Origin of the sequence: Hymenobacter fodinae (genome assembly GCF_004745825.1) — a bacterium.
Taxonomy (GTDB): domain Bacteria; phylum Bacteroidota; class Bacteroidia; order Cytophagales; family Hymenobacteraceae; genus Hymenobacter; species Hymenobacter fodinae.
In genome coordinates this window covers 472380-498091 of record NZ_SRLA01000004.1, presented here as the reverse complement: position 1 = coordinate 498091, position 25712 = coordinate 472380, and the positions used below count along the sequence as shown (strand labels likewise).

The 25712-nt window shown below is 55.3% G+C and carries 39 protein-coding genes; 34 read left to right on the top strand and 5 right to left on the bottom strand.

Translation table 11 applies throughout. From position 1 onward, the window contains the following. Positions 1-14 precede the first annotated feature (14 nt). The 8 genes from EU556_RS19955 to EU556_RS19920 all read left to right on the top strand — a co-directional run bounded on the left by EU556_RS19955 (position 15) and on the right by EU556_RS19920 (position 5871). On the top strand, positions 15-287 hold the full coding sequence (locus tag EU556_RS19955; protein ID WP_135435899.1) for a hypothetical protein: 273 nt from the start codon (positions 15-17) through the stop codon (positions 285-287). A gap of 17 nt (positions 288-304) precedes the next feature. Then, entirely contained in the window at positions 305-562 is a 258-nt protein-coding gene (locus EU556_RS19950) for a hypothetical protein (RefSeq protein WP_135435898.1), read from the top strand. Next, positions 559-1095, top strand: a complete 537-nt coding sequence (locus tag EU556_RS19945; protein ID WP_135435897.1) for a hypothetical protein — start codon at positions 559-561, stop codon at positions 1093-1095. Before EU556_RS19950 ends, EU556_RS19945 begins: the two co-directional genes overlap by 4 nt. Positions 1096-1164: 69 nt before the next feature. Continuing rightward, complete coding sequence (locus EU556_RS19940) at positions 1165-1686, top strand: hypothetical protein (protein WP_135435896.1); 522 nt, start codon at positions 1165-1167, stop codon at positions 1684-1686. Positions 1687-1688: 2 nt separating this feature from the next. Continuing rightward, positions 1689-3152 carry a phage terminase large subunit gene (gene terL / locus EU556_RS19935; protein ID WP_135435895.1) on the top strand — a complete coding sequence of 488 codons (1464 nt, stop codon included), beginning with the start codon at positions 1689-1691 and terminating at the stop codon, positions 3150-3152. After that, positions 3149-4510 (top strand): phage portal protein, encoded by a 1362-nt coding sequence (locus tag EU556_RS19930; protein ID WP_135435894.1) that lies wholly within the window; start codon positions 3149-3151, stop codon positions 4508-4510. Before terL ends, EU556_RS19930 begins: the two co-directional genes overlap by 4 nt. Before the next feature lie 241 nt (positions 4511-4751). Further along, entirely contained in the window at positions 4752-5012 is a 261-nt protein-coding gene (locus EU556_RS19925; RefSeq protein WP_135435893.1) for a hypothetical protein, read from the top strand. A 415-nt stretch (positions 5013-5427) separates the two neighbouring features. Beyond that, on the top strand, positions 5428-5871 hold the full coding sequence (locus EU556_RS19920; protein WP_135435892.1) for a hypothetical protein: 444 nt from the start codon (positions 5428-5430) through the stop codon (positions 5869-5871). On the opposite strand, the gene EU556_RS19915 is transcribed toward EU556_RS19920, so the two are convergent. Continuing rightward, positions 5868-6068, bottom strand: a complete 201-nt coding sequence (locus EU556_RS19915) for a hypothetical protein (protein ID WP_135435891.1) — start codon at positions 6066-6068, stop codon at positions 5868-5870. The genes EU556_RS19920 and EU556_RS19915 overlap by 4 nt on opposite strands. A gap of 87 nt (positions 6069-6155) precedes the next feature. Here EU556_RS19915 and EU556_RS19910 point away from each other — a divergent pair, with 87 nt between their 5' ends. From EU556_RS19910 to EU556_RS19795, 25 genes are all read left to right on the top strand, one after another. Next, positions 6156-6710, top strand: coding sequence for a hypothetical protein (locus EU556_RS19910; protein WP_135435890.1), 555 nt, complete (start codon positions 6156-6158; stop codon positions 6708-6710). Positions 6711-6768: 58 nt separating this feature from the next. Continuing rightward, the gene (locus EU556_RS19905) at positions 6769-7023 is read left to right on the top strand and encodes a hypothetical protein (protein ID WP_135435889.1); all 255 of its coding nucleotides are present in this window, start codon (positions 6769-6771) and stop codon (positions 7021-7023) included. 7 nt (positions 7024-7030) lie between these two features. Beyond that, positions 7031-7339, top strand: a complete 309-nt coding sequence (locus EU556_RS19900; RefSeq protein WP_135435888.1) for a hypothetical protein — start codon at positions 7031-7033, stop codon at positions 7337-7339. Between the two features lie 3 nt (positions 7340-7342). After that, on the top strand, positions 7343-7621 hold the full coding sequence (locus tag EU556_RS19895) for a DUF7352 domain-containing protein (RefSeq protein ID WP_135435887.1): 279 nt from the start codon (positions 7343-7345) through the stop codon (positions 7619-7621). Beyond that, complete coding sequence (locus tag EU556_RS19890) at positions 7618-7947, top strand: hypothetical protein (RefSeq protein WP_135435886.1); 330 nt, start codon at positions 7618-7620, stop codon at positions 7945-7947. Before EU556_RS19895 ends, EU556_RS19890 begins: the two co-directional genes overlap by 4 nt. Before the next feature lie 2 nt (positions 7948-7949). Beyond that, complete coding sequence (locus EU556_RS19885) at positions 7950-8189, top strand: hypothetical protein (RefSeq protein ID WP_135435885.1); 240 nt, start codon at positions 7950-7952, stop codon at positions 8187-8189. 114 nt (positions 8190-8303) lie between these two features. After that, positions 8304-8636: a hypothetical protein gene (locus EU556_RS19880; RefSeq protein WP_135435884.1), complete on the top strand. Its 333-nt coding sequence runs from the start codon at positions 8304-8306 to the stop codon at positions 8634-8636. 21 nt (positions 8637-8657) lie between these two features. Further along, positions 8658-8915, top strand: coding sequence for a hypothetical protein (locus EU556_RS19875; protein ID WP_135435883.1), 258 nt, complete (start codon positions 8658-8660; stop codon positions 8913-8915). Positions 8916-8917: 2 nt separating this feature from the next. Beyond that, a complete protein-coding gene (locus EU556_RS26855; protein WP_167855650.1) occupies positions 8918-9277 on the top strand; it encodes a BC1872 family protein in 360 nt (119 codons plus the stop codon). Continuing rightward, positions 9277-10017 carry a phage minor head protein gene (locus EU556_RS19870; protein ID WP_135435882.1) on the top strand — a complete coding sequence of 247 codons (741 nt, stop codon included), beginning with the start codon at positions 9277-9279 and terminating at the stop codon, positions 10015-10017. The genes EU556_RS26855 and EU556_RS19870 overlap by 1 nt, the downstream gene beginning before the upstream one ends. Positions 10018-10416: 399 nt before the next feature. Continuing rightward, on the top strand, positions 10417-10623 hold the full coding sequence (locus EU556_RS19865; protein WP_135435881.1) for a hypothetical protein: 207 nt from the start codon (positions 10417-10419) through the stop codon (positions 10621-10623). 2 nt (positions 10624-10625) lie between these two features. Further along, positions 10626-10856: a hypothetical protein gene (locus tag EU556_RS19860; RefSeq protein WP_135435880.1), complete on the top strand. Its 231-nt coding sequence runs from the start codon at positions 10626-10628 to the stop codon at positions 10854-10856. A gap of 75 nt (positions 10857-10931) precedes the next feature. Then, a complete protein-coding gene (locus EU556_RS19855; protein WP_135435879.1) occupies positions 10932-11198 on the top strand; it encodes a hypothetical protein in 267 nt (88 codons plus the stop codon). 146 nt (positions 11199-11344) lie between these two features. After that, a complete protein-coding gene (locus EU556_RS19850; RefSeq protein WP_135435878.1) occupies positions 11345-12061 on the top strand; it encodes an HK97 family phage prohead protease in 717 nt (238 codons plus the stop codon). Positions 12062-12076: 15 nt separating this feature from the next. After that, the gene (locus EU556_RS19845; RefSeq protein WP_135435877.1) at positions 12077-13300 is read left to right on the top strand and encodes a phage major capsid protein; all 1224 of its coding nucleotides are present in this window, start codon (positions 12077-12079) and stop codon (positions 13298-13300) included. 2 nt (positions 13301-13302) lie between these two features. After that, entirely contained in the window at positions 13303-13644 is a 342-nt protein-coding gene (locus EU556_RS19840) for a hypothetical protein (protein ID WP_135435876.1), read from the top strand. Between the two features lie 6 nt (positions 13645-13650). Next, positions 13651-14238: a head-tail connector protein gene (locus tag EU556_RS19835; RefSeq protein WP_135435875.1), complete on the top strand. Its 588-nt coding sequence runs from the start codon at positions 13651-13653 to the stop codon at positions 14236-14238. 1 nt (position 14239) lies between these two features. Next, positions 14240-14572 carry a phage head completion protein gene (locus EU556_RS19830; RefSeq protein WP_135435874.1) on the top strand — a complete coding sequence of 111 codons (333 nt, stop codon included), beginning with the start codon at positions 14240-14242 and terminating at the stop codon, positions 14570-14572. Continuing rightward, positions 14535-14909: an HK97-gp10 family putative phage morphogenesis protein gene (locus EU556_RS19825; protein WP_167855649.1), complete on the top strand. Its 375-nt coding sequence runs from the start codon at positions 14535-14537 to the stop codon at positions 14907-14909. The genes EU556_RS19830 and EU556_RS19825 overlap by 38 nt, the downstream gene beginning before the upstream one ends. Beyond that, on the top strand, positions 14906-15115 hold the full coding sequence (locus tag EU556_RS19820) for a hypothetical protein (protein ID WP_135435872.1): 210 nt from the start codon (positions 14906-14908) through the stop codon (positions 15113-15115). The genes EU556_RS19825 and EU556_RS19820 overlap by 4 nt, the downstream gene beginning before the upstream one ends. Positions 15116-15177: 62 nt before the next feature. Beyond that, the gene (locus tag EU556_RS19815) at positions 15178-15606 is read left to right on the top strand and encodes a hypothetical protein (protein ID WP_135435871.1); all 429 of its coding nucleotides are present in this window, start codon (positions 15178-15180) and stop codon (positions 15604-15606) included. A 12-nt stretch (positions 15607-15618) separates the two neighbouring features. Further along, positions 15619-16041 (top strand): phage tail protein, encoded by a 423-nt coding sequence (locus EU556_RS19810; RefSeq protein WP_135435870.1) that lies wholly within the window; start codon positions 15619-15621, stop codon positions 16039-16041. A gap of 5 nt (positions 16042-16046) precedes the next feature. Continuing rightward, on the top strand, positions 16047-16454 hold the full coding sequence (locus EU556_RS19805) for a hypothetical protein (protein WP_135435869.1): 408 nt from the start codon (positions 16047-16049) through the stop codon (positions 16452-16454). Between the two features lie 65 nt (positions 16455-16519). After that, a complete protein-coding gene (locus EU556_RS19800) occupies positions 16520-16789 on the top strand; it encodes a hypothetical protein (protein WP_135435868.1) in 270 nt (89 codons plus the stop codon). Beyond that, positions 16789-20331 (top strand): tape measure protein, encoded by a 3543-nt coding sequence (locus tag EU556_RS19795; RefSeq protein WP_135435867.1) that lies wholly within the window; start codon positions 16789-16791, stop codon positions 20329-20331. Before EU556_RS19800 ends, EU556_RS19795 begins: the two co-directional genes overlap by 1 nt. 6 nt (positions 20332-20337) lie before the next feature. Here the strand turns inward: EU556_RS19795 and EU556_RS19790 are convergent, their stop codons facing one another. The 4 genes from EU556_RS19790 to EU556_RS19775 form a co-directional block, all read right to left on the bottom strand. Then, positions 20338-20811, bottom strand: coding sequence for a hypothetical protein (locus tag EU556_RS19790; RefSeq protein WP_135435866.1), 474 nt, complete (start codon positions 20809-20811; stop codon positions 20338-20340). Positions 20812-20817: 6 nt separating this feature from the next. Continuing rightward, entirely contained in the window at positions 20818-21093 is a 276-nt protein-coding gene (locus tag EU556_RS19785) for a hypothetical protein (RefSeq protein ID WP_135435865.1), read from the bottom strand. Positions 21094-21595: 502 nt separating this feature from the next. Next, positions 21596-21922, bottom strand: a complete 327-nt coding sequence (locus EU556_RS19780) for a helix-turn-helix domain-containing protein (protein WP_135435864.1) — start codon at positions 21920-21922, stop codon at positions 21596-21598. A 67-nt stretch (positions 21923-21989) separates the two neighbouring features. Continuing rightward, positions 21990-22337 (bottom strand): type II toxin-antitoxin system RelE/ParE family toxin, encoded by a 348-nt coding sequence (locus EU556_RS19775; RefSeq protein ID WP_135435863.1) that lies wholly within the window; start codon positions 22335-22337, stop codon positions 21990-21992. 211 nt (positions 22338-22548) lie between these two features. Between EU556_RS19775 and EU556_RS19770 the strand changes: the two genes are divergently transcribed. Then, positions 22549-25647: a hypothetical protein gene (locus EU556_RS19770; protein ID WP_135435862.1), complete on the top strand. Its 3099-nt coding sequence runs from the start codon at positions 22549-22551 to the stop codon at positions 25645-25647. Positions 25648-25712 lie beyond the last annotated feature (65 nt).

Genomic DNA, 25712 nt, shown 5'->3' with positions numbered 1-25712 from the left:
TAGACCCGAAAACCATGGGTCCGCTGAAAGGAGCGCAAAACAGCCTCACCACGAACCCAAGAACCCAAGAGGCTACGACGACACCAGCACAAGGCCCCGCGTCGCAGGAAGACCGACAAAACACGGGTAAAAAGCCCGACCCGACTCCCGCCCGCCTACGTCCTCAATTCCAAGTAGGCACGTTCGAGGGGTTCAACGGGAAACGGTTCGTCGCCCATGGTCTTACCGAAGAGCAGGCCCAAGGATTAAAAGCCGCCGCCCAAGCGCTGGGTGTGCGGGAAGTATAACGAAGACAGTGAGAGAGATGACAGAAGAAACTTATCTCAAGGCGAAAGAAAACCGGGAGCGATTTGAGTTAACGAAGCGCCAGATAAAGCAAGCGAAAGACCTAACTGATTGGACGGAAGACGAATCAGAGAACGGGTTTATTGTAATCCCCAAGCGGGCTAGCCCAGCGGAATTACCCGTCTCGCAAACGGTGTTGATTGAGGCAATGAGCCTTTATATCAAGGAAAAACAAAAGGTCTTATCGGATATACAAAATGAGTTTATCAAGATATGACTAGTAAACCCCCACACGGTCCTACCGCCTTCCTAAACAACCCCCATACCTCTATCCATCCACAGGTAACGGGAGCACGGGTAGTGCAGGTGCCAGCGGCGCCAGTAAAGCCCGCCCCCAAGCGCACTCACCTTGCCGAACCCCTGTTATCGGTGCGCCTGCCCAACCGCGTTACCTTGTCGTCTGAACTTGTCAAACAAGTAAACGACGCCAAGCGCCAACCAGGGGAGACGCTAGCCAAACAGGCCAACAAGTTTGGGAAAGGCAGCCCCGTAGAGTTAGTACCCCCAGCCACCGGGCGAGGGCATACCGATGGTATCTGGCACTTGGATACCCGCCCCACCGCAGGGCGTCGGCTTCCTAAGACAACTGACAGCCGGTATGAGTTTGCCACCTCTCACAACCTGCACCGTGATCACTTCTCCCGTCCGATTGGCGTAGGCCAGCCCCGGCAAGTGCGCTCCCGCCTGCAGTTCCGCCTAGGCGAGGAGGTAGTGGGGGCCCCGGGGTACTACCGCCTGCACCCTGTGTAAGCGCGAGGTATTCGACAAGTTCTACCCCACCTGTCCCGCGCTGCGTGGGTGGGCGGGGTAGTTTCGTTGGTGACTCCGACAAAACCCGACACCTCAACGCACGCGCAGAAGCCCTTGGCTGTATGGCGGAAGGCTTTCTTGGCTGTATTGGCCGACTGCGCCAACGTCAGCAAAGCCGCCCGCGCCGCCGAGGTAAACCGGCAGTACTGCTACGAGTGTCGCGCCAATGACCCCAGCTTTGCCGAGGAGTGGGATAGTGCACTGGAAGAGGCGGCTGACAAGTTGGAGGAGCGAGCTTGGGCTCGCGCCAACTTTGAAGGCATTCAGTATAAGTTCGATAAAGCAGGCAATCCCATCCTGCACCCGATAACCGGGGAGCCCTACTACGAGCACGTAGGCAGTGACTCGGTGCTTCTGGCGCTGCTGAAGGCACACCGCCCTGAGAAGTACAAAGACCGCAGTGAAGTCACAGGCAAGGATGGCGCCCCCTTAGTCCCGCCTGCCGACACTTCCAAACTCAGCCGCGAAGACCTGCAGGCCTTGCTCGCTATCCGTCGGAAGATGAAGCCCGAGGAGGGGGGTGGCTCGTGAGTATGCTAGTGGAAGAGATGCTGGTGGACTTGCCCACCGAAGAGCAACTTGTGGCGCAGCTCTGCACCGACCGCTTCTACGACTTCTTTCTAGAGTTCTGGGAGACAATTGAAGCCGCCGACCTCGTCCCGAACTGGCACATCGAATACATCTGCGACCACCTGCAGGAAGTGTACGAGACGTGGGCCCGCGGCGAAAGCCAGCCCGACGTACTCATTAACGTCCCCCCGGGTAGTAGTAAATCTACCACAGTCACGCAGCTTTTCCCCGCCTGGCTGTGGGTGAAGAACCCAGCTATTCGCGTCATTAGTTCTTCCTACGCAGCAGACTTGAGCACCGCCCACGCAGTGAAAACCCGTGACTGCCTGCTGAGTGATAAGTTCCGGGCTGTGTTTCCGGGCCTCGTGGAAATCAAAGCCGACGAAGGAGGTAAGACTGCGTATCGCAACACCCGCAAGGGCCAGCGCTTTACCACCTCTACGGGAGGTCGGGTAACGGGTATGCACGGGGACTTCATCATCGTAGACGACCCGATCAACCCCGAAGAAGCCGAATCGGAAACCACCCGGGTACGGGCCAACCGATTTGTGGGGAAGACCCTCTCGACTCGGAAAACCAACAAGAAGCGCACCGTGACCATCATGGTGATGCAGCGCCTCCACGAGCTAGACCCCGCAGGAGAGTGGCTGAATAAGAAGCCCAACCTGCGGCATATCTGCCTGCCAGCGGAAGCCAGCGACGACATTAGACCAGTTGAGGCCAGGGCCCGCTACACCAACGGGTTGCTGGATACCAACCGACTCGATCAAGAGGCCATTATCAAGGCCAAGCAAGACCTGGGGAGTTACGGCTATGCTGGTCAGTTTCAACAGCGCCCTAGCCCCGAGGGGGGTGGCAAGCTCAAGAAGGCGTGGTTCAAAACCATCAGCTGGCAGGGGTTCGAGCTGCTGACCAAAGGACTGCCCGTGGTGTGGCAGTTCGATGCGGACACGGCCATGACGGAAGACCAGAAGAACGACCCCACCGGACTCATGTCATCGGCTTACGTCGGCGGAACCCTGTACATCCGCTACGTGGATTGGGTGCGGCTGGAAATCGGGCCCCTGTGTCGCCATATCGCCGGGTTCGTGGAGCGCCACGGTTACACCTCCGAAAGCATGCTCTACATCGAGCCCAAGGCCAACGGCAAGAGCACGGTGCAGACCATCCGGGAGTACACCAAGATCAACGTAGCGGAAGCTCCCTCTCCCACGGAAGGCAAGGTAACGCGCGTCAACAGCGTGGCTCCCTTCGTGGAGTCGCTGCGGGTCGTCCTGCTTGATGGAGCGTGGAACACCCCCTTTATCGAAGAGCTGTCCGCCTTCCCCAACGCTGCCCACGACGAAAGCGCCGACCTCTTGGTGCAGGCTATTCAGCGCCACACCACGGGCCAAATCAGAAAAACCCGCGAAGTACAGATACTATGAATCTACCTGCTCTTGTTGATGCTGGGTTACAAGCGCTTGGACTCCGGTCACAGGCTCCTACGCCCTACGATACCTCTCTGCTGCAAAAAGCCCTCGTAGGCACGGATAGCATCGGGCGTCTGAACCCGGTGAACTACCAGTACGTGGGAGGTACAGCCCAGTGGGTGAGCCCTACCGGGCAGGCATTGCGTGCTCGTCTCGTGGGACAGGTAGGCAGAGTCAACAGCTACTTCGCCAAGAAAGCCGCTGCCCTGCCGTGGACGCTCTGGCGGAACGGCCCCGATGGCAAGCCCCAGCAACTACCTCCTAACAGCCCCCTGTTAGAACGCCTCTGGCAACCCAACCCGATGGTCGGGCAGGTGGCGTTTATGCGGCAACAGTGCACCCTCTACCACGGGGCGGGCAATGTCTTTATTTGGGCTAACCGGTTGGAAGACGGCCCCCGCAAAGGGCAAGCGCAGGAGTTCTGGATTCTGCCCGATGGGCACACCAAACCAATGGGTGGGGATGCCATGTCTCCCGTGGACTTCTACCGTTTTACACCTGACCTGGGTAAGCCCGGGGAGTACTTGGACCTGCCTGCCTCGGATGTGCTGCACCTAAAAAACGACCCACTGCCCGGGGAAGTGATGGGGGTAAGCACCATTCAATCGGCTAATCGGGAAGTGACGCTGGACTTGGCGACTACGACTACCCAAGTAAGTCAGCTGCAGAATCAAGGACCAGTAGGTATTGTATCCTTCCCGCCCGATGGGACCACTACCATTGCCTTGTCAGAGCCGCAGAAGCAACAGCTTCGCGAGCGGCTGAAGCAGGACTATACCGGCCCCACCAAGAAGGGAGCCCTGCCCGTGGTGACGGAAAAAGTAGAGTTCGTGCGGATTGGAGTGTCGGCGGTTGATTTGGATATACTCAACGTGACCGAGGCCAACTTCCGGGCTATCTGCTCCTGGTGGGGAGTCCCTTCGGAGCTCGTTGGCGACAAGGAGAAAAGCACCTACAACAACGTGGCAGAAGCTCGCAAGGCGGCTTATACGGATGGGGTTTTACCCTACTTGGAAGTGATTCTACCCGAGTGGAGCCGGTGGGCCTGCCCGATGTTCGAGCAAGGGACGTGGCTGCAGGTGGACACGAGTGGAGTAGCGGAACTGCAAGCCGATAAGGCTGCCCTCGTGGCCTGGCTGAAGGATGCCTACTGGGTCAGCACCCAAGAGAAGCAGGAAATGGTAGGAGCGAAGGTGGACAACACCCTGCCCAAGTACTACATCCCCGCTGGGTTAGAAGCCTCTGATGCCTTGCCAGAGGGAGAGAAGAGTCGCCGCTTTGAAGAGTACCCCAGTGTGGGCACGGGTGGATAATTGCATATTCCCGTGAAGTTGGTTCTGTAAGCCCGGTATTATACTAAACAAAATTGCACTATGAAGAAGTGGTTCAGTCCGTTCGTGATTACGTCACTCAGGTCAGAGAGTGCTAATAAACTGAATATTGAGATTCGATTTCGGTGGTGGGCGCTGTACTACTTCGCGCTAAAGGGCGGCGTGTTTTGGGCCTATGTATGGTACCGTTTGACAAATCGTGCAACATCTTAACTCTCTCCCCATGCCTGGATTCCAACCCTCCGAAGAAGAACTAACCCGCCTCGGGTTCAAGACCAACAGCCCCGCGCAACCCTACCCAACGCGGTCGTACTTCCGCGCCATGACCTCGGGTAACTTCCTGACACTCACACCCCGCCCGGGGGTAGCCATTGCCTGTGAGTTCAACGAACGGGGCCACCTGATAGCCAAGCACCGCATTGACAGCATCTGGGATATACAGGAGTCCTTGGTAGGTAACGGCCGGCGCCAAGTGGTGAAATGAGCGCGCAGGCTTACGAAATAGAGCTTGTAGCGAGCGAGACTGATACCGACTATCATCTCTCCTTGCTGGCTACTATCACAGGCCTACCCAAAGAGGAGATACAGGATAAGCTCCCTGCTGCACTGCATAACGCCCGTAGTTGGCGAGGCAGTAGCTTTAGTCAGGTGGCGCGGCTGTTAGGTTATAATACCACTCCTCGGTTCATTAAATGGGACCCTGCCACACCCTGGCCTTGCATTATGCGGGTGAAGGTGCCCGATTCGTGGGGGTGGAAAGGCTGCTGGTGGGCGTTGATATACAACAGGGGTATAGTCTATGATGTAGGGCAAAACTCCGTGCACTCTCTTGACTGGTGGCAGCGCCGCTACCCCGAATGCAAAGTCACCAGTATGTTACAAATCTGGATATCGGACTTATGAACAGCCACACACCCGTAGTCGAGGAACTAGAGCAGCTGCTGTCCACGCATGGTGAGGTGCTGCAGGCGTTGCTACAACCCTTGTGGCCTATTAACCCCTTTAAGGTGGAGCAGTTCGGGCCGCTGACCAAGTACACCCTTGGGCAGATGCCGGACGGACGGTGGGCCATGCTACATCGTTTGACGGAAGCCGACACGGGAAGCCCGCATGACCACCCCACTAGGATGGATAGCCATGTTTTGAAGGGGGCTTACTGGGAAATCATCTATCACGAAGACGGTAGAACCGAACGGGTGTTACGCGCCGCAGGTGGGTACCACACCATTTGGCCGCATACGGTGCACCGGATTGTTGAACTACCAGAAGGGGAGTGCTGGACACTGGTATTAGCCGGGCCGGTGGTGCGGGAGTGGCGGCATTACCCAGAGTTGGTAGGTTAGGACGCAGGCGGGCCGCTAGGTTCATTCTTCGCTGCGTCCGCTTCTAGCAGCTTCTGGAGCAACTGCGGAAGCTTCATACGGTGTACCCGTTGCGCGTAGGCTAGCCACTTCTCTTTGTCGCCCACTTCGTCAAACACAAAGGTGTAAGACCGCTGGTTGCGGGTGTCCATCTTGGCGGGCTTGTCGGTGTCAGGCATAGGGTACAGGGAATAGTACTGCAAAGTAAGGAATAAATACTTTCGCTATGCTGTTGCTATAGCAATGCTATAGCGTTATCTTTGGATATGCAGAAGATCAAGTCTCTATTCCAGCGCGATTACACAGGTGACCGACTCGCTTACAACGAAGTTGTGCCTGGTTCGGAATGGGTGCAACGCAGCGAAGGCGTGGCTACCCGTAAGTGGGATGGCACAAGCTGCTTAGTGAGAGAAGGCCGGCTGTATAAGCGCTATGATGCCAAACGGGGTAAGACGCCGCCCGAAGGGTTTATACCAGCGCAAGAGCCGGATGCTGTTACCGGACATTGGCCGGGATGGGTGCCAGTTCAGGTAGGCAACCCCGCTGATCGCTGGCACTTAGAAGCCATTGCAGGTGATACCCCCGAAGATTGTGGGTTTGCTGATGGTACCTATGAGCTATGCGGGCCGAAAGTGCAAAGCAATGCAGAGTCATTGCAGGCGCATTACTTGATTCGCCACGGCGAGAACAAGATTCTTGATTGTCCTACAGACTTCGATGGGTTAAAAGCCTACATGCAGGGTATCAACTTTGAAGGCGTAGTCTGGCATCACCCTGATGGCCGCATGGTAAAGTGCAAACGCCGTGACTTCTGGCGTTAACCTAGCCACTCCCGAAAACCCCGCCGCCCCGTGGTGCGGCAGTAACTAAGCGAGACGTATGAAACACCTACTCATTCTTGCCAGTGCCGCCCTACTGTTAGTCGGTTGCACGGATGCCACAAAAGCCCACTTTGGTGGGTATGGTGGTTCATTTAAAGTGGAAGTACTATCTGGTGGGCAGGTAGTTCGCACCTACACCAGCTCTGGCAAAGTAGGTAGCGCCAACCAATCAGATGGGTACTACTTCATGGACGCTGCCACGGGCAAGCTGACAGAGGTCAGTGGCGACGTAATCATCACTCAGGTAGACTAGCTGCACTATGAGCTTTGTCAAACGACTAGAAGAAGCCCAACGAGCAGCCCAAATAAAGGCGTTGGGTGGTGAAGAGGCCTATCAGGCGTACCGCAAGAAGCGCCGCCGTACAGAGATGGCAGGTAAAGCCATTGGAGTAGTAGTGGCGGTGCTATTAGCCGTTATTATCTACGCTGTTGTGGCTTGGGTTATACAATGGGGCTGGAACGCTGTAGTTGCCAGCTTCAACGGCCCTGAATTGTCTTATCGGGGTAGCTGTGGTATCGTAGTGCTACTAGTCGTGGTAAGCATGTTCTTCAAGCGGTCTAAATCCTAATCCATGCCCCGCACCATCCACAAATACCCCCTCAAGCCCAGCGGCGAACAACCTCTGCCACTGCCCCGTGGTAGCCGCGTACTGTCGGCGGTTGAGCAGAACAACAGCATCGTGGTCTATGCTGAGGTAGACGACCAGCAGCAGGAAACGGAGACGCACACGCTCTACGTGTATGGCACAGGCCATGTACTCGACCACAACGGCGGGGCGGCCAAGTTCATTGATACGGTGAAGGTCGGGCCGTATGTGTTTCATGTGTACCATTTGCCGGCTGTAGGATGAAAGCTACCCTATTTGCTGTATGCGCTATTGCCGTGCTGTTCATTGCTGATTGCGCTGGCGGTAAGACCGAGCGTGTGACTGCCATAGTAGTTGGCCGGGAGTACATCCCTGCGCACACCACTTATGCCACCGATAGCAAGGGGCATTCAACTACGCACTACACCCCTGCTGATTACACACTGATAGTGGAGCAAGCTGGCCAAACAAAGCGGATTGACACTAATCAAAACGGGTACTATTTCGTGCGTGAAGGTCAACCGATAACGTATAGCCAGCGCCGCGGGTGCCTTTCGCACACGGCTTGGCTATCTTCTTACTACCGCTAGCCATGCCTATCCCACACCCCAACTACCACCACGCCACCCTCAGCGCCTGGGGCTTCATCGAGAAGTCCGAGAACTACTACCAACGTCCCACCGACCAGCAACATCCCGTCTTACACGCTATCCATGGGAGAGCCACTGGATTATTCATCTGGGGAAGTGGCTTCAACCTGCTGCAAGCGGATGCGGTCAGTAAGCAGGCGTTGGAGCAGGTGTTAACGAGGGAGTTGGGGGTGCCCGCCTAACCGAAAGCCCACGCTAGGAAACAGCCATACCCCGCTTCTGTACGAGACCTAGGGGAGTGGTTGGGAACAAGGTGTCGGTGAGTAGGTAGGGGAGGGTGACTAAACATGACGACTATGGAAAGCTGGCTTGTATGTGCAGTAAGTGGGGCTCAAACGAGTACTAGCCTACGAGTAAAACCAGTAGCTGTCTTCGCTTCGAAGGAAGAGGCGCAGGCCTACATAACACCAAAGAACGAAGCACTGGAGATAGCATGGCAGCACTATAAGCAGGCTTATCAGGAGTGGAGCCACCTCGCAGACGCTGAGGCAGCTAAAACCCCCACAAAGTACAGATGGGATATACCCAAGAAGATATGGGAGGAGCTTAAAGCAAAAGCACCCACTGAACCAGAAGATGATGAATATACTATCACCGCCTTGGGGGAATACATGGAATTGCCTTGGTAAGAGGCCGGTAAATGAATTGTTATGGCTTACACCCCCAGTATTGAACGCTTACGCGCCTTCGGTTATAGCGAAGATGGTACGGGCGTGATGTTGGCAGAAGGGCCGGCTAAACTCTACCACTCGGATAATGAGGAGACTAATATTTCTATCCTCTTCAATGGGGTGGTGGAAATGAAGAAGTGGCTAGAGGTGCGCAAAGAGTATTGCACTGTATTTCGAGGGGTGCTGCATAACAGGCGCGACTTCCTCCGCATAGTTGAACTAACTCACTGGTACTAACTATGAACCTGACACGTGAACAGATTGAGCAGATGCCAGCGGGGCGGGGGCTAGATAAGTTGGTAGCACTATTACTTGGCTGGGAATACCGTCGCAGCATCAGTCGGTGGGTGGAGCCTTCTGGGGTAATGTCCCAGCCATACCCACCTGCTTTGTCGGTAGATATAGCCGCCGTGTGGCCTTTGTTCGAACCCATGCACTTCCCCCTCGAAAAGTCTCAAGAGGGGGAATGGTTGGTATACCGACCTGAACGAAAGCCAGAAACAGGGGAGTTGGAAGGAATTGTCGTGTTGGGTCGTGGTGATACTGCCCCGCTAGCTATCTGCCGTGCTGCGTTGCTCTTGCATCTTAACCTCATCTAATGCCCACCGACACCCTCGAAGCCCGCGAGCAACGCCTCACCGCCTACGAAGCTAGGTTCTCTCCCAAGCTGCGGGCGGCTCTCATTCGCTCCATCGAACCTGCCGTATCAGCCTATGAGCAAGGGGCTACCCCCGTACTTGCCGCGGCCTTCGTGAAGGAAACCGACGTAGCTACCGTCTTGGAACAGCTCTACCGAACAGTAGCCGTAGCGGAAGCCACCCGCACGTATGACGAGCTAACGGAAGGGCAGAAAGCCGCACCCCCTGTAACCGCGCGGGAAGGCTGGCTAGCTCGGGCCCGGCGCTTCATCCGGGAAGAAGGCAGAGTAGCCTTGAACGGACTGACGCAGCGCACCCGCGAACTCGTACAAGAGGTGCTAGTAGAAGCACAAACCCTCGGACTATCAGTGCAGGATGCCGCCAAACGGCTACGGGAGCAAGCGGCTACGGTGTCAAGGGAGCGGGCCACAGCCATTGTGCGAACAGAACTCAACGCCTCTTCGAATTTCGGTAGCCTAATCGGCGCCCAAGCCACGGGACTTAAGCTGCGCAAGAAGTGGCTGGATACCAAGGATGGTCGGGCCCGGCCTACCCACGTCGCCGCCAACGGGCAAACGGTTGCCTTGGATGGGTTCTTTACCGTGGGGGCAGGACAGGGGCGGTACCCGGGTGACCCGTTGCTGCCAGTGGGAGAGCGCGCGCGGTGCCGGTGCACGCAGACCTATGTGCCAATAGAGTAACCACACGCCCTATGTCAACGCCTGAACTTATCCTGTTTGTTATAGCGAGTGGTTCCCTGTTTGCGGCCCTTATGCTGATGCTCACCGCATCCTTGAGGGATAAGAACGCACACATGGAGTACATGAGAAAACGCATCACAGAGTTTCCCCCGCCACCCCCAAAGCCTGGGGCATCAGCGGAAGAAGTTGCGGCGTGGGATAAACGATGGGAGGCATACAGTAGAAAGTATCCTGTGTAATGCCTAACCTATACCGCTACCCTCTCTCACTCATTACCTTTCTTGAACGACAGCCGCCTGGTTCGTGGGTAGCGCAGTTCGTCGGGGCGGAAGCCGTATATGACTTACCCGATGGCACTATTTTAGTCCGGTTCAACCTCATACGACTTAGCGCCAACTAATGCAGCACCTATACCTACTAGCCGAGATGGACATGTTGGAGGTGCAGCGCTCCTGCCCACCCAATGACAAGACGCTGATCTTTGCTATTCGGAAGCGCTATGGCTGCGTGCTTACGTCCTTCGCCTTGGATCAGACAGCATGGCTACAGAAAACCGCCCACATCATGTCTTTCCGCATTACCTTAACCGGCCTAAGCGCCAACTAACAATGCCTGCTCTCCTCAAGATCAACCTTCCTATTCGCGACACTACCGGACATCTGCACCTCGTCAGCTTCAAGATGACACGGCAACTGTTCGAAGTACCCAGTGCACGCATTACTATGCTGCGGGATGTGCTGCAAAGCTACGGGGTAACCCCACCTGAAGACGTGGAGTTAACACCCATTAGCGAAGACCAGGACGAGTATACCGCTGTGGAAGAATACGCTGTAGGTTAGTGCTTCATTAAGTTGCTTATAGTGGAATAGTAGGAATATTGATAGCTTGATGATTCATTAATCAATCATTATACAATGGCAGAAGTAGAGCAAAAGATCGTACTGCAGGCTTATCACGCAGGGCAAAACAGCAACCATGAGCTTCAAATTAATGGAGCGCTTCAGGCAGCCATAGCTGCTGGTTTCAAGATTGTCCATACAAGCCAGTCAGTTATACCAGATGTGTACGATGAAGGGTATGTAGGCTCCCGCAATGGAACAATACATGTGGTGTACGTTTTAGAAAAGGAGGTACAACCCCTTAAGCTCACTAAGCCTAGAATCAAGAAGTTTGCTCAATAGGCTTATTGCAGCCCCCTTAACAGCCCTAGTCTCTTTCGAGGCTGGGGCTTTTTTATGCCCTACTATTCCCCTATAGCGAGGTATTCGACAAGTTGGGGCGCACCCGTACCACGCCAGGGGTGCCCACGGGGTAGGTTTGCTAGCATATGCAACAGCTCTCCCGCCCCTACGCCGGCATTAAGGACATAGACGCCACCGGTCGCACCGTGCAGTTCTACGGCTCTGCTTTTGGCAACGAGGATAGTGATGGCGACATCATCATGCCGGGTGCCTACACCAAGACCATCTTGGAGAACGGGCCGGGCAGTCGCCAGCCCCGTATTAAACACCTGCTGCAGCACAACACCCGCGCCATCATTGGCAAGTTCACCGAACTAAAGGAGGACGCCAAAGGCCTGCTGTGCACTTCCATCATTGCGGATACGCAGGAAGGTAACGATGCCCTAGCCCTGTATGAGCTGGACCTGTTCGAGCACTCGGTAGGGTTCCAGACTATCAAGTGGGAGGGCGACAACACCGACCCCGACAACTACGTGCGCCGCCTCACCGAGCTAAAGCTGTGGGAGGTATCCTCTGTGACCTGGGGCGCCAATGCGGAGACTCCACTAGTCGGAATCAAGAGTCGGGAAGCAGGCTTTGCCCGCGTGACCGACCGCAAAACCAAGCTAACCCATGCCCTGCGACACGGGCATATTTCCGATACACTGGGGCATCAACTCGCTGATGAGCTAGATGCCTTAGAAACCGCCTACAAAGGACTGATTTCACTCCCTAGCGCCACCCCGAAGCCGGCCGATGCCACTTCGGAGCCTACGGAGCCGAGCGGCGAGAAGGCACTCTCAACCTTTTTCCAACTCATTTAATCACTCCCGCTCGTCATGGACGAAAAAGAATTGAAAGAGGCGGCTGACCGCCTGAAAGCTGAGGTAAAAACCTCTATTGATCTGGCTGTAAAGCAAGCTGTAGAGGCGGCCACCACCGATGTTAAAGCTACAGCAGAAGACACCCAGAAGGCAGTTGAAGAGATCAAGGCAAACGCTGAAAAGCAGGCCAAAGAAATCAACGACCGCATTGACGAGATGGCTACCGCTGCTAAGCGCGCCAAGCTCTCTGGTGGTTCGGAGCTCGAAGGCAAGTCCTTTCTGGAAGAGTACACCGAGCAGATCGACAAGGTAAAAGGTCGTGAGCGTGGCAAGGCTGTGGAGTTCAACCTGTCGGCTAAAGCTGCTGTGACGATGCTCACGGGTGCTACGCTGCCTGGCCGTATCATCCCGACCGCTACGGGTGCTCTGGTAGGCCGTGAAAACGCCTTCCAGCACGTACGCGACCTGATTGCCGCTGGCAACCTTTCCAGCAACACGCTGACCTACCCCCGTGCTATCGGCCAGGAAGGTGACCCTGCTGTAACGGCAGAAGGCGTGAAGAAGCCACAGATGTCGTTCACCTTCGAGGAGGTAATCGGCACGGTGAAGAAAATCCCCGTGTACTTCAAGCTCTCCACGGAGTTGGTAGCCGACGCTCCTGCCTTCGTGTCGTACATGCAGGCCCAAGCAGCTGAAGCCATCAAGGATGTAGAAGATGCTGAGTTGCTGTACGGCGACAACACCTCTACTCACCTGCAGGGTATCTACCCGATTGCCACTGCGTTCGACGCCAGTGGCATCAAAGTAGACGCTCCTCAGCGCATTGATATTCTGCGCATGGCCGTTGCTCAGGTGCGCCGCGCTAAGTTCCGCGCTACGGCTATCCTAATGAACCCCGACGATGTGGCTGCCCTGGAACTGACCAAGGACGCCGAGGGTCGTTACCTGCTCCCCACCGTCCTGACGGGCACCCTGCCCAATGTTGGCCGCGTGCAGATCGTGGAAGTAGATGCCATGAACGAAGGTGAATTCCTCGTGGGTGCATTTGACCGTGGTGCACAGGTGTACGAGCGCGAGGGTCTGACTATCCGCATCTTCGACCAGAACGAAGACGACGCTATCAAAAACTTGGTAACGGTCGTGTTGGAAGAGCGCCTGATGCAAGCGGTGTACCGCCCCGCTTCCTTCGTGAAAGGCACCTTCGACACGGCTATTGCCGCTGCTAACGCTGTCGCCTAACGATGGTACGCGTAACCGCCGCCACATCCTTTCATGGTAACGAGGGGATGTGGCGGGCCGGTGAAACGAAATCCGTTTCGGCTCACCGCGCCCACGAACTCATTGAGCAAGGTCTTGTGATTGAGTCGTCTGACCAGTCATCTCCTAAGTCTTCCTTGGAGCAAGCCGCCGACGCTATCGGAGCCACTGTGGTAACGGGTGAAGCCCTAGCCGCTTCTCTGCAAGCTGCGGCGGATGCTCTCAACGCTGAGCCAGTTACGACCGAAACGGTAAAGGGCAAGAAGAAGCCCAAGCCTGGCGAAGGCCGCGAAACCAAGTCCGATTCCCCAACCGACACCGAGTAAGCCCCCATGCCCACCGCCGTTGTTCTATCCACTACTGACCCCATCACGGAGCCCGTTTCGATGAGCGTCGTGCTGAATCACTTGCGGTTAGAGCAATCCTTGCTGACCAGCACGGATGATACGGCCAAAGCAGAAGTGGAGTACCTGCAGCTGCTGCTGAGTAGCGCCCGCGAAGCCTGTGAGGGTGGAACCGGGCGCTACTTCGCGGGTGGTCGCACGCTGGAACTGACCTACGAACTACGGGAGCCGTACGCGTTGCCTGCGGGCGCCACGGCTACGACCGTTCGTGGGTTCTTCCAGAGTCTAGACGACCTGAAAGGCTTCAACTGGGAGGAGTACCGCAAGGGAGCTACCATCAACCGGGAGCTATCCGTGGGGGAAGCGGCTACGCAAACTTACACGGTTACGGTCACGCTGGATGATTCCTTGGCTACCCAGTGCCCCGCCCTGGCGAAGATTGCCATTCTTGAGCTAACGGGGGAGTGGTACCGTAACCGGGAAACCTCTTCTTCCGCTGGCATAGCTTCTCGTGAGCTACCGGTGAGCTACCGCCAGAAGTTGGCCCCGCTGGATATACGCCCTATTCTAGTCTGATATGGGACGCATTGCAGCTGGTGAATTGACCGAGCGGGTAACGCTCTACACGCCGGGCCCTTCGACGCAAGGGCCCTTTGGCGCAACGGCTACTGGCCCTGAAAAAGAGGAGTCCGTGTACGCCAACGTGCAAGCCCTGCGGGGAACGGAGGCCTTGCGGCTAGGTCTGGAGCAAGGGGGTACGGTGTACCGCATTGTGGTGCGTCAGAACCCCGGCCCGGATGTCAGCCGCCTGCAACGGCTGGTCTGGAAGGGTCGCAGCATGGCCTTAACCTTCGTGCAACCCACGCTGGAGCGTGACCACGCTGTGCTCTATGGTGTCGATAAAGATTAACAACGGACAGGCCGCCAGTCTGATTGATAAGCTCAATGCTCTTCGCTTCGGGGCGAAAGCTCGGGTAGAAACGGTGCTTGATGAAACGGCTCTGTTAGTTGAATCTACAGCCAAAGAGCTAACCCCCGTGGATACCGGACGCCTCCGGGCCTCTATTCACGCGGACAAACCGGGCCCCCTGCAGCGCACGGTGGGCAGTGATGTCGAGTACGCCATTTGGGTGGAACTCGGCGCCCGCGGCCGGCCTGGCACGGGGTTCCTGTTTCGAGCTTTCGAGCTGAACCGCCCGCGCTTTATTGAAAAACTCAAAGAGGCTATCCGCTTCAAGCTGCTATGACTCAGGACTACGCCATTTTCTCGCTTTGCCTAGGCTGCCTGCTGACGGGGTTAGGAATCGGGCACTTGCTCGCTTCTTGCCTGCTCCGCAAAGAGAAGCCACTTGAGGTGCATGGCGAGATCAAGCCAGTCTCCCTTACGATGGATGGCCCCGCCCTTCGTGGTGTGCTCACCGTCGACTCTTACCGCGCTAAACGCTTCTGCTAGTGCACGACCCTCAGATACCCTTACAAACTGCGATCTACACCGCCCTTACCGCACCTCCTTTGGTGGCTGGGGATGGAAGTGGGTATGTAAGCGTGGGGTACGTGGGGCCGGGTTATCTCAGTGGGGGAGGTGGTACTGCGGCCCCAGTGTTTGTGCAGGGGGCTAGTGGAACAACCTACATCCTGCTAAGTCAGTGGGTTGCTACCCCTTTGCCATGGCTGCCTGGCTGTGAACGGTGGGACTGCACCCTACTAGTAGATATCGTCAGCAGTTTCGCTGTCAGCGGACAGGTAAATGAACTACCCGCCCTGCAGCTCGGGGCGGAACTCGTGCAGCGTTTAGGAGGTCAGCGCCTTCCGCTTACGCAAGGCTGGCAGATGAGCCCGGTATTCCTCTCCCAAGCCAGTACCGTCACCGACGACACAGCGAAGGAAACCGTGGATGTACACCGCTACTACCGCCTGCGCACTACCCTAGAATTTCACTCTTAATCACTTCGCCTCATGGCCTCTATCATCAACGCCACGGATGTGGTAACCTCCCTAAACGACGTTGTCGTGGGTTGCGCCCAGTCAATGGACGTAACTGTATCCCGTACCATTGACCCCGCCACCTGCTCTGCTTCGGGCGGATGGGCCCAAGGTAGCCCTGGCGAGCGTAGCTGGTCGGGTTCTATTGGCGCCATTGTGCGGGTGTTCCCCACGGCCGAAGAAGCAGTTAACATTTCCTATAAGGACTTGCTGAGCTACCTAGTGGATGGCACAGAGCTAGATTTTGACTTTACCCTCGGCGGTGATCTGGGCGAGCGGTATGGTGGCAAAGCCTACCTGTCGAACCTGGCCATCAGCAAGCCTGAAGCAGGTGTGTGCACCTGGTCGGCTGACTTCACGGGCAATGGTCCGTATGGTTTGATTCCCAACGCCTAAGTCTAATGAGTGATCTGGCAATCCGGGGGTATGGTAAACTCACCATCCTAGAAGCTGAGCGTCCATTTTCTGTAGGGACAACCGTGCAAGGCCGCATCCTGTGTGAGATGCGCGGCATTGAGTTGGCGGAGTACCGCGGCTTAATGGCCACGCTCTTTGATAGCAACGGCGCTATCCAGGACCAGGACTTACTGCGTGACTGGCTGCTGTCATCATTAAAGGCAGGAGCCCGCCGAGATAAGGTAGCGTTCGAAGTAGAGGAGGACGAATGGCTGTTTGCCGTAGATGAATTGCCAGCTACGGAGTGGCAGCGGTTCTTTGCCGTAGTAGCTGCCCTCAACCAAACCGCCCCTGGTGACCCTCCTGCGGGAAACGCCGCCGGGCAGCCAGTCAACAAGACCAAGACGAAGTAACCCAAAGCGGCCCACCTCAGACGTGGGCCGCTTTGCTAGACTACGCCCTTGGCGAGCTTGGCTTGTTGCCCGATCAATTCTGGGCGGCAGATTTTACGTGGAACGATCTGGAGCGCGCCTCCCGTGGCTATCAGCTTCGCCAGACAAGAGAGTGGGAGCGCACCCGCCAGCATGGCGAGTGGATGGCCGCTTTCTGGGGAGTGGACCTGAAGAAGGAGTTGAAAGGCCGGCGCCTACTCGACCTCTCGACCGACCCTGCTCCCGCAAAACCCAAGGAAACTGATACTGAATTCCTGGCCCGCATGGCCAGCCGTAACTACTACCGCCCGAACTAATGGCTACGACCGAAGAACTCAATATCCTGTTAGGCGCCGATACCAGCGGCTTAGAACGCGGCTTAGCCAAGGGGGCTAACAGTGTGCAGTCATTCGCTGCGGATGCGGTGAAGGCTGGCGCAGTAACACAGGGTGCCATGCAGGGTATGGGGCAAGCCGCCGCCGCTGCGGCTGCCAGCATGGGTGGGGTTAGTATTGCCGCGCAACGGGCCGCAAATGGGGGGCTAAGCGACTTCGATAAAGCGTTAAACCGAACCGTTGACTCTGCTGGTCGTCTGCGCGACAGTAATGGGCGCTTTGTTTCCTCGGCTAAATTAGCCGCAGAAGCAGCAGGCGACTTGGGTTCGGCCACTGTAAAGGCATCGAGCGGCTTTGAGTCGCTAGCCAGCAAAGCCGCTGGCTTGCAATCCGTGGGGCAAGGCTTAACCCTGGGGTTAACCGTACCTATCCTGGGAGCGGGGGCCGCTTCGTTGAAAGCAGCCGGGGGCATTGAGTCATTGCAAAATGGCTTGAAAGCAGTTGTTGAGCAGACACTGCGAACACAGAACCCACTAGTTTCCCAGCAGCAAATTCTGGCTGAAACCGCCAAGCAGTTTGCGGACTTAAATCAAGTTGCCAAGCTGCCCGGCTTGGGGTTAAAGGAATCTGTTCAGGGGGCTATTAACCTAGAAACCATTGGCTTCTCGGCGGAAAAAGCCCAGCAGTCAATCAAAGCATTCGGTAATGCTGTTGCTACCGTAGGCAAAGGCAGGGAGGAGTTTGGTCGCGCTCTAAATGGACTGCAACAACTCGCGAATACAGACTTCCCCTTGGGGGAAGACCTGAACATCATCAAGGAAGCAATTCCGCAGGTAACGCCGTTGCTCAAAGAGGCCTTTGGTACAGCGCGCAGCGAAGAACTACAGAAGTTGGGTATTTCCTCCCAGAAAGTAGTTGATACTATCATCACAGGGTTAAGCCAGTTACCACCCGTGGTAGGCGGGCTGAATAATAGCTTTGAAAACGCCAGCGACTCTGTTACAAAGTCTGCGGCCACAGTAGGAGCCGCGCTGAACAAGGCGTTTAACGTCGAGGGAATAATCAATTCCTTTAGTGATGCGATTACCAACGCAGCAGAGGCCTTTTCAACCTTAAGTCCCCCGATTCAGAAGGCTATTTTCGTCGTAGCAGGCCTAGCCGCGGCCGTTGGCCCAGTTGTATTAGCCATTGGAGCAGTTGGGGCGGCGGTGCCAGCCGTGGTTGCTGGGTTGGGGTTCCTCGGCACTGCCTTTGGGGCCGTAGGAACGGCTGCTGGGGCAGCATGGACCTTTATTCTGGGTCCTGTCGCACCAATTGTGTTGGCTATTACTGGATTAGTAGCGGCTGGCGTGCTGCTGTACAAGAATTGGGATGAGATTAGCGACCGGGCCGCGCAACTTGGTAATACGCTGCGCGATAAGCTCTCAGCAGTACTTGAGCCGTTGGGGAGTGGGCTTCGCACCGTGGGGACGGCGGCGCTGGCACTTGGCTTTACTTCGGTTGGCACAACGGCACTTGCTGCATCAGATGGAGTAGGCACTCTGCAGGGCAAGGTGAGCGATCTGCAATTCGCTGTTGGCAATACGCGTCAGGAAATGGAAAGTCTGCGCGCTACGTTCGTAACCATCAGCAAGCAAACCTTTGACCCGAAGCTCAACCTAAACCCTGATGCCTTCCTAAGTCTATCGAGTGTAGCCGCGCTAACCAGCAAACCGGTTGGTAAACTAAATGGACTGCTGGATGAACTGCAAAAGAAGCTGAAGGCTGCACAGGATGCCCAGAAAGCAGCCACTACAGAAGAGCAAGTAGAGGGGTATAATAAGACCATCGCCGCCATTCAGAAGCAGATAGAGCGGTTGCAGGCGTTGGGCGTTGCCAATAGTGAAGCCGCGAAAGCCTATACCCAGGTGCAAGAGAGCCTGCGGTCAGTAGATAGGTTGTCGCTGTCCTTGGGTAAAAGCTATGACTACACGGCAGAACGGGCTCGCGCCCTGGAAGCCGGTGCTAGAACCTTGGTAAGCGCGGGGTTTGCCCCTCAATCCAAAGAAGTACAGGGCTTGCTGACGCAACTGCGCGCATTACCTGCTGCTTATGCGGAGGTGGCTGCGTCGTTGCCTAAAGGGCTGTCGCAGTTAAAGGCGGCGGTAACCGTAGAGGTAAACCCGCTAGACGATTCCGCTACGCAACGCATTCAGCAGCAACTCGCCCGGCTTGGGTTTAGAGTGCCCCCGCTGGACACCACTGGATTTACAGCCAGTGCAAATGAGCTCGAAGCGTTAGCCGCGCGCTTAACAAACCTGCCAGATGCAGGTGCGATTGACGTAACGCAACCTATCCAGAGTATTGCGGCCCTAAAGAATACACTCTCTTCATTGACGGGCGTACAACTCGGGGCGTTTGATATTAGCCAGCCGCTGACCAGCTTAGAAAAAGTCCGGCAGGAACTGAGTGCTCTTACGGGGATTGCCGTTGAAGACCTGCCTGGTTTGGAAGGGCTGGATATAACGGTTCCTATTCAGAATATTCAGCAGCTGGTGGCGGCAGTTGATACACTGCCTTCGCAGGGAGTGGTACTAGACCCTGTGAGTGGGCTGGATATTAGCGCTCCACTGGATAGTTTGGCGCGTTTACGGGCGGCTTTGACGCAAGCAGTAAATGGGAGTGTACCCGCCCTGAACACACAAGCATTTGATGACTCCATTGGGCGGGTTACCCAAGTTCTTACTCACCTTCCTGATACTATTCCTGCCTTATCGCTACCACCACTACCTGCCTTGCAGTTCGAAGGGGTTGGTACCGATGTGTTTGCGCAACAGAGGAACGAACTAGACCGGTTCCGCACGGCTGTGAGTCAACCATTTAACCTGGGAGCAATTGACTACATTAACTTCGAGGTGTCCAGCAAGGTTGTTCAGGATTCAACTAGCAGGGTCGTGAATGCGGTAACTGGCATGTCGAACTACACAGTAGAGCGCATGGCCGTTTTCAATGAACAGATTGAAGCCCTGTTTGATAACCTCGCCGGGCCGGTGTCTAACGCCCTGAGTAGCATTGCGGGCTCTATCGGGGAAGCTGCAGGGGCAATCGTGACAGGCGGAGCGTCTATAGGCGATGGGTTGTCCATCGTATTTGGTGGAATTCTACAGGCACTAGCTGGCTTTATGGCGGACTTTGGCAAGCAGCTCATTGCCATCGGCATTGGTAAGCTCGCCTTAGACACGCTGTTCAAAGGGCCGGCAGGTGGCCCGTTGGCGATAGCAGCGGGCATCGGGCTGGTGGCGTTGGCAGGAATTGCCTCTGCGGTAGCGAAAAGCAGCGCCGCGAAGCTAGGAGGAATTACGGGGTCTGGCGGTGCTTCACCTGGGGCTTTATCGGGGGGTGCGGTGGCACCCGCCCCTGCATCGGTAAAGCCACAAGAGTTAAAGATTAGTGTGGAGTTTGCTCCGGTTACGCTACGGCAAGACGGGCCCAGCTTGCGTGGGGTTCTCAATGTAGACCAGTATAGAACGAAGCGCTTTAATTGAAGGGGGTTAGTCCTTCTTACTGTAGAGTATAGAGCCACTAGGGTACGCCTTAGTGGCTTTTTCTATAGTCGTAAAGCACTGTTTGCCTTGGGTTAGGTTACCTTTTGCCCAGAACATATCTTCACTCATTTTACGAAGGCCAACCACAACAGTATAGGAACCAGTCACAGCCAAGGTTGATCCGGTTGTTGAGGGGCTAACCACCGCCCGATAGGTATACTCGGCTGGACTTATTTGCCCATAGGGGCGTGGCGCAGTAGTTAGGTAGCCTATTTTAAGATCAAGTTTATCAACCGAAAATCCTTGCTCAACCAAGACGCGCGCAAACTTTTGCAGGGCCACACTAGCGCTATCGGGGGCTTGAATGACAATAATGTTGGCGCCTTTAAATGGCTCTTTCGAGTTTACTGTAAGTGGTGTCTGCTTTGCCACAATACCAGTAGATGCCAACAAGGCTGAAAGTATAACTAGGCGTTTCATAAAAGACTAGTGAAGAATCTTGCGTTCTACCTTATGAGTAAGTGGTGTGCCTTGATTTCGGGCCGCGAAAGCTGTGTAATAAGCTGCCAACGTAGTGCCGTCATAGACGCCATCGGTAGTGGCAAATCCATCTACTGCATATCCTAGACGAAATCCTTCTTGCGGGACCTGTTTGACGGTGACCGTTGAAATCAGTAAAGGCTCTGGAGCACCCGCGTAGGTTGTTACTTTAGGTAGAGCCACTTTCTTTGCGGTAGTGGTTATATCTTTAATTTCGGCCACAACCTTATCAGGTTGGTAAGCAAACCCACCTGTAGCTATAGGAGCTACTGTTCGCAATACCACTGTAATAGTGGGCGACTCGCTAGGTAGTTGAGAGGCATCTCCATTAGACCGTAAGGAATAGGTTAGCTCTAGCGTGTGTTCTTTGGGTACTGGCGCCGGAGTTGGTTGGGTTGGCGCGGGCGCTGGGTCGGAACCCTTGCCACCACAGGCCGCAAGAGTAAGTAAAAGGGATAGAGCAAGTAGACGCATAGATGGGTATAGTTTGTACAACGATACGAAAAAGCGCCGACCTGACTAAATCAGTTTCGTTGCAACCTAATTCACATAACTATTCCTGATAAAAAAAGCGCCGACCCACTAATTAGTAGATCGGCGCAAGGTCTATTGCTTAGACTAAATTTCTACTCCTTTTAATGTGCATTCATTGAGCTTAAAGCGAGAAAAGAATATTTAAAATCTTGTCATTACCTAATGACAAATCAGGGCAAAAAAACTTACTCTATTTTATAATATTGAGTTCGAGTCTAGCGCCTAAGGCACTGATTACCTTCTGTAAGGTATCAATAGTGATATTAGCAGTAGAGCTTTCGAGGCGTGATACTTGTGATTTCTTAACACCTAGTTTCTCACCTAGCTCTTCTTGGGTTAACTTATTGGCTTTTCGTAGTGATTTAATTGTCTCAGCAATTTCAGCTGAAAGTTCTGCTTCATAAGTTTCCCTTTCGGGAGTGCCAGAAGCACCGACGTATTTATCTTTTACGTCATTGAATTTTTTGAGACGAATGGGGCGTATGGCCTCATCCTTGGTTTTGAGTGAATCATTCATAGGAGGAACCGAACAAGGGTAAGTGGGACAAAAGAGCGGGGGTATTAAGGGCAGAGGGGGCCCCTCACTAGGAGGGGCCGTTCTGGAAGTAATCGTATTTGAACCTTTCTGCTTTGGATATATCCATCACAGGGGTCTTTTGTGACTTCTTATCTAACCCGTGGGTGCAGATAATTAAAGTCTCTGTGTCTCCGCGAGTATCCCAGAAGGCGAAAACGCGGTAGGTGTGATTGGCTCCATTTACTCTGAACTCCCAAATGTCATCGGTATCAGGTAACTTCTTGAACCAATCTCCTTTGATCCCTAATTGGGTCTTGTCAAAGGCAGCAGTGAAGCGCTTGCGAACGGTGGCGGGTAGGTCTTCTATGAACTCATCGGCTTCATCGGAGAGCGAGACCTCAATAGGTTTTATCATAGGCGGAGTGTTTTGGCCTAGTTGAAAGATGATACAAGCACTAATACGATACAAAGATACAAAAAGTTTACACATATAGGGAATAAAAGTTTACACATAGAGGGAATGCGCATTTAGAGCGCTGTAGTGATGTTTATTGGTAGCCCGAGGTATTCGACAAGTTATCTGGGGCCTGCGTCAACCCGGCATAGCATGGGGGTAGTTTTACTCTATGCCCGATCCTATTCTTCTTCGCCGCACCTGTCAGGAAACTAACGGCCAGTACACCCAAGTATCTGATTACTGGGATGACGGGGCTTTTACAGTGCGAACGGTAACAGAAGAAACGTTTGAATGCAGCCCGTTTGAATTACCCGTAAATAGTCAGATAGGAAAACTGTGTGGGCCAAACCCTGACCCAACGGCGTTATATGGGACGCTCTTGGTATTTCGGTATGCGGGCAATGGCGAGATCAGTGTGGACGAGCCAGTGTATAATAGCCCATCTTGTCCCAGAGGGTGTGACCTTACAGTAGCGCAACCCTCCGCTACCTTGGTAGAGGGCAACCCCAAACAATGGCGGCTGGAGTTATATGCAAACAGCAGTGTTTACCCTATCACGTTTACCCTGCCAGGGCAAAACCCACAAGCCATACCAGCCCCCAACAACTTTGGGAGTGCTTATGCCTCGTTCCTAGTCCCGCTCAATGGCACCTACACGGTGGCGGTAGAAGATGGAGCTGGGTGTAATACGCTCGCTCCTACCATCACAACTAGGGACCCAGCGCTAGGAGGGATCGGGGATACAGACGACGAACTCCAACTAAAGTGGACGGTGTTTGAGTTGGTAGAAACCAACGACCAGACCGGCGAAATCCTGGGCATAACGTACGAACGGCGGGGTTCTTTTTACCGCCTGTCTACCCGGGAGGTAGTGGAGTATGTGATTGTTACCGACGAACGAGAGAGAGGACTGTTCTTCTCCCGCAACATTCGGGAACAGATTGATAAGTACACCCTGCCCGATGGCAGAACGTTGCGTCGCGTCTACCACGATGGCAACGGGGGGATTCGGTTTGAGGAAACTGTACCCGCTACCGATGTATTGATTGGGGAGTTAACGCTTCTCAACTACATCAAAACCGATATTGACGAAGCAGGTACCCAAACAGGTAGGCTGTGGTTGGAAGCGGAGACTCCCGCGCCGCCCATCCGCTACCAAGTGGGTGATCTGGTGAACAACACCGGCCAGTTCAACAGATTAGCGGAAGGCGAGTATCCCGTTACCCTCTCCGATGCCGCGGGGCGTAGCCTTTCGTTGACTATTGAAATCGAAGACCGCTACCGCCCCCGGTGGGTGCTGCCCGTAGATGACCTAGAAGGGAACACCTTGCGGGTAACTATTCTGGAGCAAGGCTTTACAGGCGCAGTCGAAACGATCTGCGGGGGAGCAGAACCAGTACAACGAGGGCAGGAGGGGGCCGGTAACGACCCCGAGGGAGCTTTCCCGGAAGTCATCGGGCAACAGGTTACGCTCACTCTACGCACGGAGCGCGCGAAGCAGTTTGCAGATTTAAGCCTACGGGATGACCGGCAACACCGCGTAGATATTCACCGGGCATCTACCAATGAACTCGTCTTTCGGGGGTATGTCGCCCCGGAAACCTACCGCGAACCCTTACTTGCTCCTGGCCAGGAGGTGACCGTCATGGCGTCGGATGGACTAGGACCGCTGGACACCATTGAATTCCTCAACCACGAGGCCAAGCCCATGCGGGGGAGACGACCTCTGCTCTCGACCATCCTGCACTGTTTGTCTCGCTGTGATGTCAACCTACCCCTGTACGTAGCAGGGAACCTGCGGGAAACCACGATGTCACAGGTAGCAGAACCCTTGCTTGAAGCATGGGCCCACCGCACCGCCTACGGCACGGATGAGCTAAAGCCACCGACTTGCCGGGAAGTGCTCGAAGCCATCCTGCGGCCGTTCTTCCTGCAGCTGTGCCAACGCAATGGAGCGTGGTGGCTAGAAGCCATCCCCGAAATTGACGGGCAACCAGTGCGCCGTGGGTTTACCGGGGAAGGACTGCCCATGCCTGCGCCCGTTATCGTAGAGCCCTTTCACATTCTACCCCCGGGTATGGTGGAATCCGACCACGATTTGTTCTGGATAGAGGCAGGACAGGTGCTTGAACTAACTCCCCCGGCTGCCGTGGTGCAGGCCACGGTGAAGTTACAGTTGGAAGAAAGCTTACTGGAGAACTCAGACTTTCAGGCGTGGGCCGCAGACGAGAGCAGGCCCTTGAACTGGACTCCTATCGGGGGGATTGTGGCTATGCGCGTCAATGCGGAAAAAGCAAAGCGCTATTGGCTGGAGTTACGCTCTGTCCTGCCGGGTAGTATTACCGGGCTGCTTTCTTCCCCCGTTCGCTTGCTCAGTGGGCAGGACCTGAGCCCGATGCGGCTGTCTATTAGTGCGTTCACTCCCGCTCAAACCAGTTACCCTGGTGGACCCGTGCCCGAAAAGCGGGTCGTCCGCTTGCCCGTAGAACTTAGCGTAGACGGAGTACCCGTGGGCGATATTCTCAATTTCGAGTTTGAGTCGGCGGCGAAGATGAGCACGCAGGAAACGCTGCTACCTGCTGGGTTAGGCGAAGGACAGCTACGGGTAAAGCTACTCCCTCCCGAACTCCTTAGTGGCCCAGCATCCTCGACCGCTGACCCGGTTCGTGTGCTAGTAGAATACATACGCTTAGCCGTCATACCAGCGGCCCGGAGTTGGGGCGACCAAGACCAGTTCACGGCGATCAACCAACGGCGGGGGTACTACCAATTACCCCCAGTGGAACTCGTGCACGCGGACATTCCCCGGCTAGCCCTGGCGAACGGGCTACCCGCGCCCATCTCGCAGATGGATGTGGACGCGTGGCGCCATGCGCTGAGCTTAGCTCCTAGGACTGCAACCGTAGAATGGGTGCGGCGCCTATCCAATGGCATTACTCCCTTGTCGCTTCCTCTCTTAGAAACGGCGGCAGTGGAGCGTATGGACTTACGCACGGTACCCGGGGTGGGCATGACGGGTACGGTCCGCGGGCCGGGGGTGTGGCGACTGGGGGTGGGATGCATGGTGGATGCGCCCTACGATGAAGACGGACGGTTTCTGGTGGTGAGCTGCCAACACGATGAGCGTAGCATGCACGCCACCATTGTCGTTCGGCGGCTGGCTGTAGGCTCCTATATCACCGCTCCTGAATTAGAAGGCAGAATCCGTTATAGTAGTCTGGGGCCGCGCTACACCTCGCTTAACTCCTACCGTACGGTGAGCGAGTAAGAGGTAAGCGAGGTATTCGACAAGTTGTTCCCTCCCTGCCCCTAGGTGGGGAAGGGGCAAGGGTA

Coding starts and splice junctions, on each gene's coding strand:
- EU556_RS19855 (WP_135435879.1), top strand. CDS start 10,932: ATGGCAGAAGTAGAGCAAAAGATCGTACTGCAGGCTTATCACGCAGGG.
- EU556_RS19780 (WP_135435864.1), bottom strand. CDS start 21,922: ATGAATGATTCACTCAAAACCAAGGATGAGGCCATACGCCCCATTCGT.
- EU556_RS19770 (WP_135435862.1), top strand. CDS start 22,549: ATGCCCGATCCTATTCTTCTTCGCCGCACCTGTCAGGAAACTAACGGC.
- EU556_RS19880 (WP_135435884.1), top strand. CDS start 8,304: ATGGAAAGCTGGCTTGTATGTGCAGTAAGTGGGGCTCAAACGAGTACT.
- EU556_RS19775 (WP_135435863.1), bottom strand. CDS start 22,337: ATGATAAAACCTATTGAGGTCTCGCTCTCCGATGAAGCCGATGAGTTC.
- EU556_RS19805 (WP_135435869.1), top strand. CDS start 16,047: ATGAGTGATCTGGCAATCCGGGGGTATGGTAAACTCACCATCCTAGAA.
- EU556_RS19895 (WP_135435887.1), top strand. CDS start 7,343: ATGCCCCGCACCATCCACAAATACCCCCTCAAGCCCAGCGGCGAACAA.
- EU556_RS19870 (WP_135435882.1), top strand. CDS start 9,277: ATGCCCACCGACACCCTCGAAGCCCGCGAGCAACGCCTCACCGCCTAC.
- EU556_RS19910 (WP_135435890.1), top strand. CDS start 6,156: ATGCAGAAGATCAAGTCTCTATTCCAGCGCGATTACACAGGTGACCGA.
- EU556_RS19955 (WP_135435899.1), top strand. CDS start 15: ATGGGTCCGCTGAAAGGAGCGCAAAACAGCCTCACCACGAACCCAAGA.
- EU556_RS19945 (WP_135435897.1), top strand. CDS start 559: ATGACTAGTAAACCCCCACACGGTCCTACCGCCTTCCTAAACAACCCC.
- EU556_RS19930 (WP_135435894.1), top strand. CDS start 3,149: ATGAATCTACCTGCTCTTGTTGATGCTGGGTTACAAGCGCTTGGACTC.
- EU556_RS19875 (WP_135435883.1), top strand. CDS start 8,658: ATGGCTTACACCCCCAGTATTGAACGCTTACGCGCCTTCGGTTATAGC.
- EU556_RS19920 (WP_135435892.1), top strand. CDS start 5,428: ATGAACAGCCACACACCCGTAGTCGAGGAACTAGAGCAGCTGCTGTCC.
- EU556_RS19830 (WP_135435874.1), top strand. CDS start 14,240: ATGGGACGCATTGCAGCTGGTGAATTGACCGAGCGGGTAACGCTCTAC.
- EU556_RS19845 (WP_135435877.1), top strand. CDS start 12,077: ATGGACGAAAAAGAATTGAAAGAGGCGGCTGACCGCCTGAAAGCTGAG.
- EU556_RS19850 (WP_135435878.1), top strand. CDS start 11,345: ATGCAACAGCTCTCCCGCCCCTACGCCGGCATTAAGGACATAGACGCC.
- EU556_RS19860 (WP_135435880.1), top strand. CDS start 10,626: ATGCCTGCTCTCCTCAAGATCAACCTTCCTATTCGCGACACTACCGGA.
- EU556_RS19840 (WP_135435876.1), top strand. CDS start 13,303: ATGGTACGCGTAACCGCCGCCACATCCTTTCATGGTAACGAGGGGATG.
- EU556_RS19890 (WP_135435886.1), top strand. CDS start 7,618: ATGAAAGCTACCCTATTTGCTGTATGCGCTATTGCCGTGCTGTTCATT.
- EU556_RS19795 (WP_135435867.1), top strand. CDS start 16,789: ATGGCTACGACCGAAGAACTCAATATCCTGTTAGGCGCCGATACCAGC.
- terL (WP_135435895.1), top strand. CDS start 1,689: ATGCTAGTGGAAGAGATGCTGGTGGACTTGCCCACCGAAGAGCAACTT.
- EU556_RS26855 (WP_167855650.1), top strand. CDS start 8,918: ATGAACCTGACACGTGAACAGATTGAGCAGATGCCAGCGGGGCGGGGG.
- EU556_RS19925 (WP_135435893.1), top strand. CDS start 4,752: ATGCCTGGATTCCAACCCTCCGAAGAAGAACTAACCCGCCTCGGGTTC.
- EU556_RS19810 (WP_135435870.1), top strand. CDS start 15,619: ATGGCCTCTATCATCAACGCCACGGATGTGGTAACCTCCCTAAACGAC.
- EU556_RS19865 (WP_135435881.1), top strand. CDS start 10,417: ATGCAGCACCTATACCTACTAGCCGAGATGGACATGTTGGAGGTGCAG.
- EU556_RS19950 (WP_135435898.1), top strand. CDS start 305: ATGACAGAAGAAACTTATCTCAAGGCGAAAGAAAACCGGGAGCGATTT.
- EU556_RS19885 (WP_135435885.1), top strand. CDS start 7,950: ATGCCTATCCCACACCCCAACTACCACCACGCCACCCTCAGCGCCTGG.
- EU556_RS19835 (WP_135435875.1), top strand. CDS start 13,651: ATGCCCACCGCCGTTGTTCTATCCACTACTGACCCCATCACGGAGCCC.
- EU556_RS19905 (WP_135435889.1), top strand. CDS start 6,769: ATGAAACACCTACTCATTCTTGCCAGTGCCGCCCTACTGTTAGTCGGT.
- EU556_RS19820 (WP_135435872.1), top strand. CDS start 14,906: ATGACTCAGGACTACGCCATTTTCTCGCTTTGCCTAGGCTGCCTGCTG.
- EU556_RS19915 (WP_135435891.1), bottom strand. CDS start 6,068: ATGCCTGACACCGACAAGCCCGCCAAGATGGACACCCGCAACCAGCGG.
- EU556_RS19790 (WP_135435866.1), bottom strand. CDS start 20,811: ATGAAACGCCTAGTTATACTTTCAGCCTTGTTGGCATCTACTGGTATT.
- EU556_RS19900 (WP_135435888.1), top strand. CDS start 7,031: ATGAGCTTTGTCAAACGACTAGAAGAAGCCCAACGAGCAGCCCAAATA.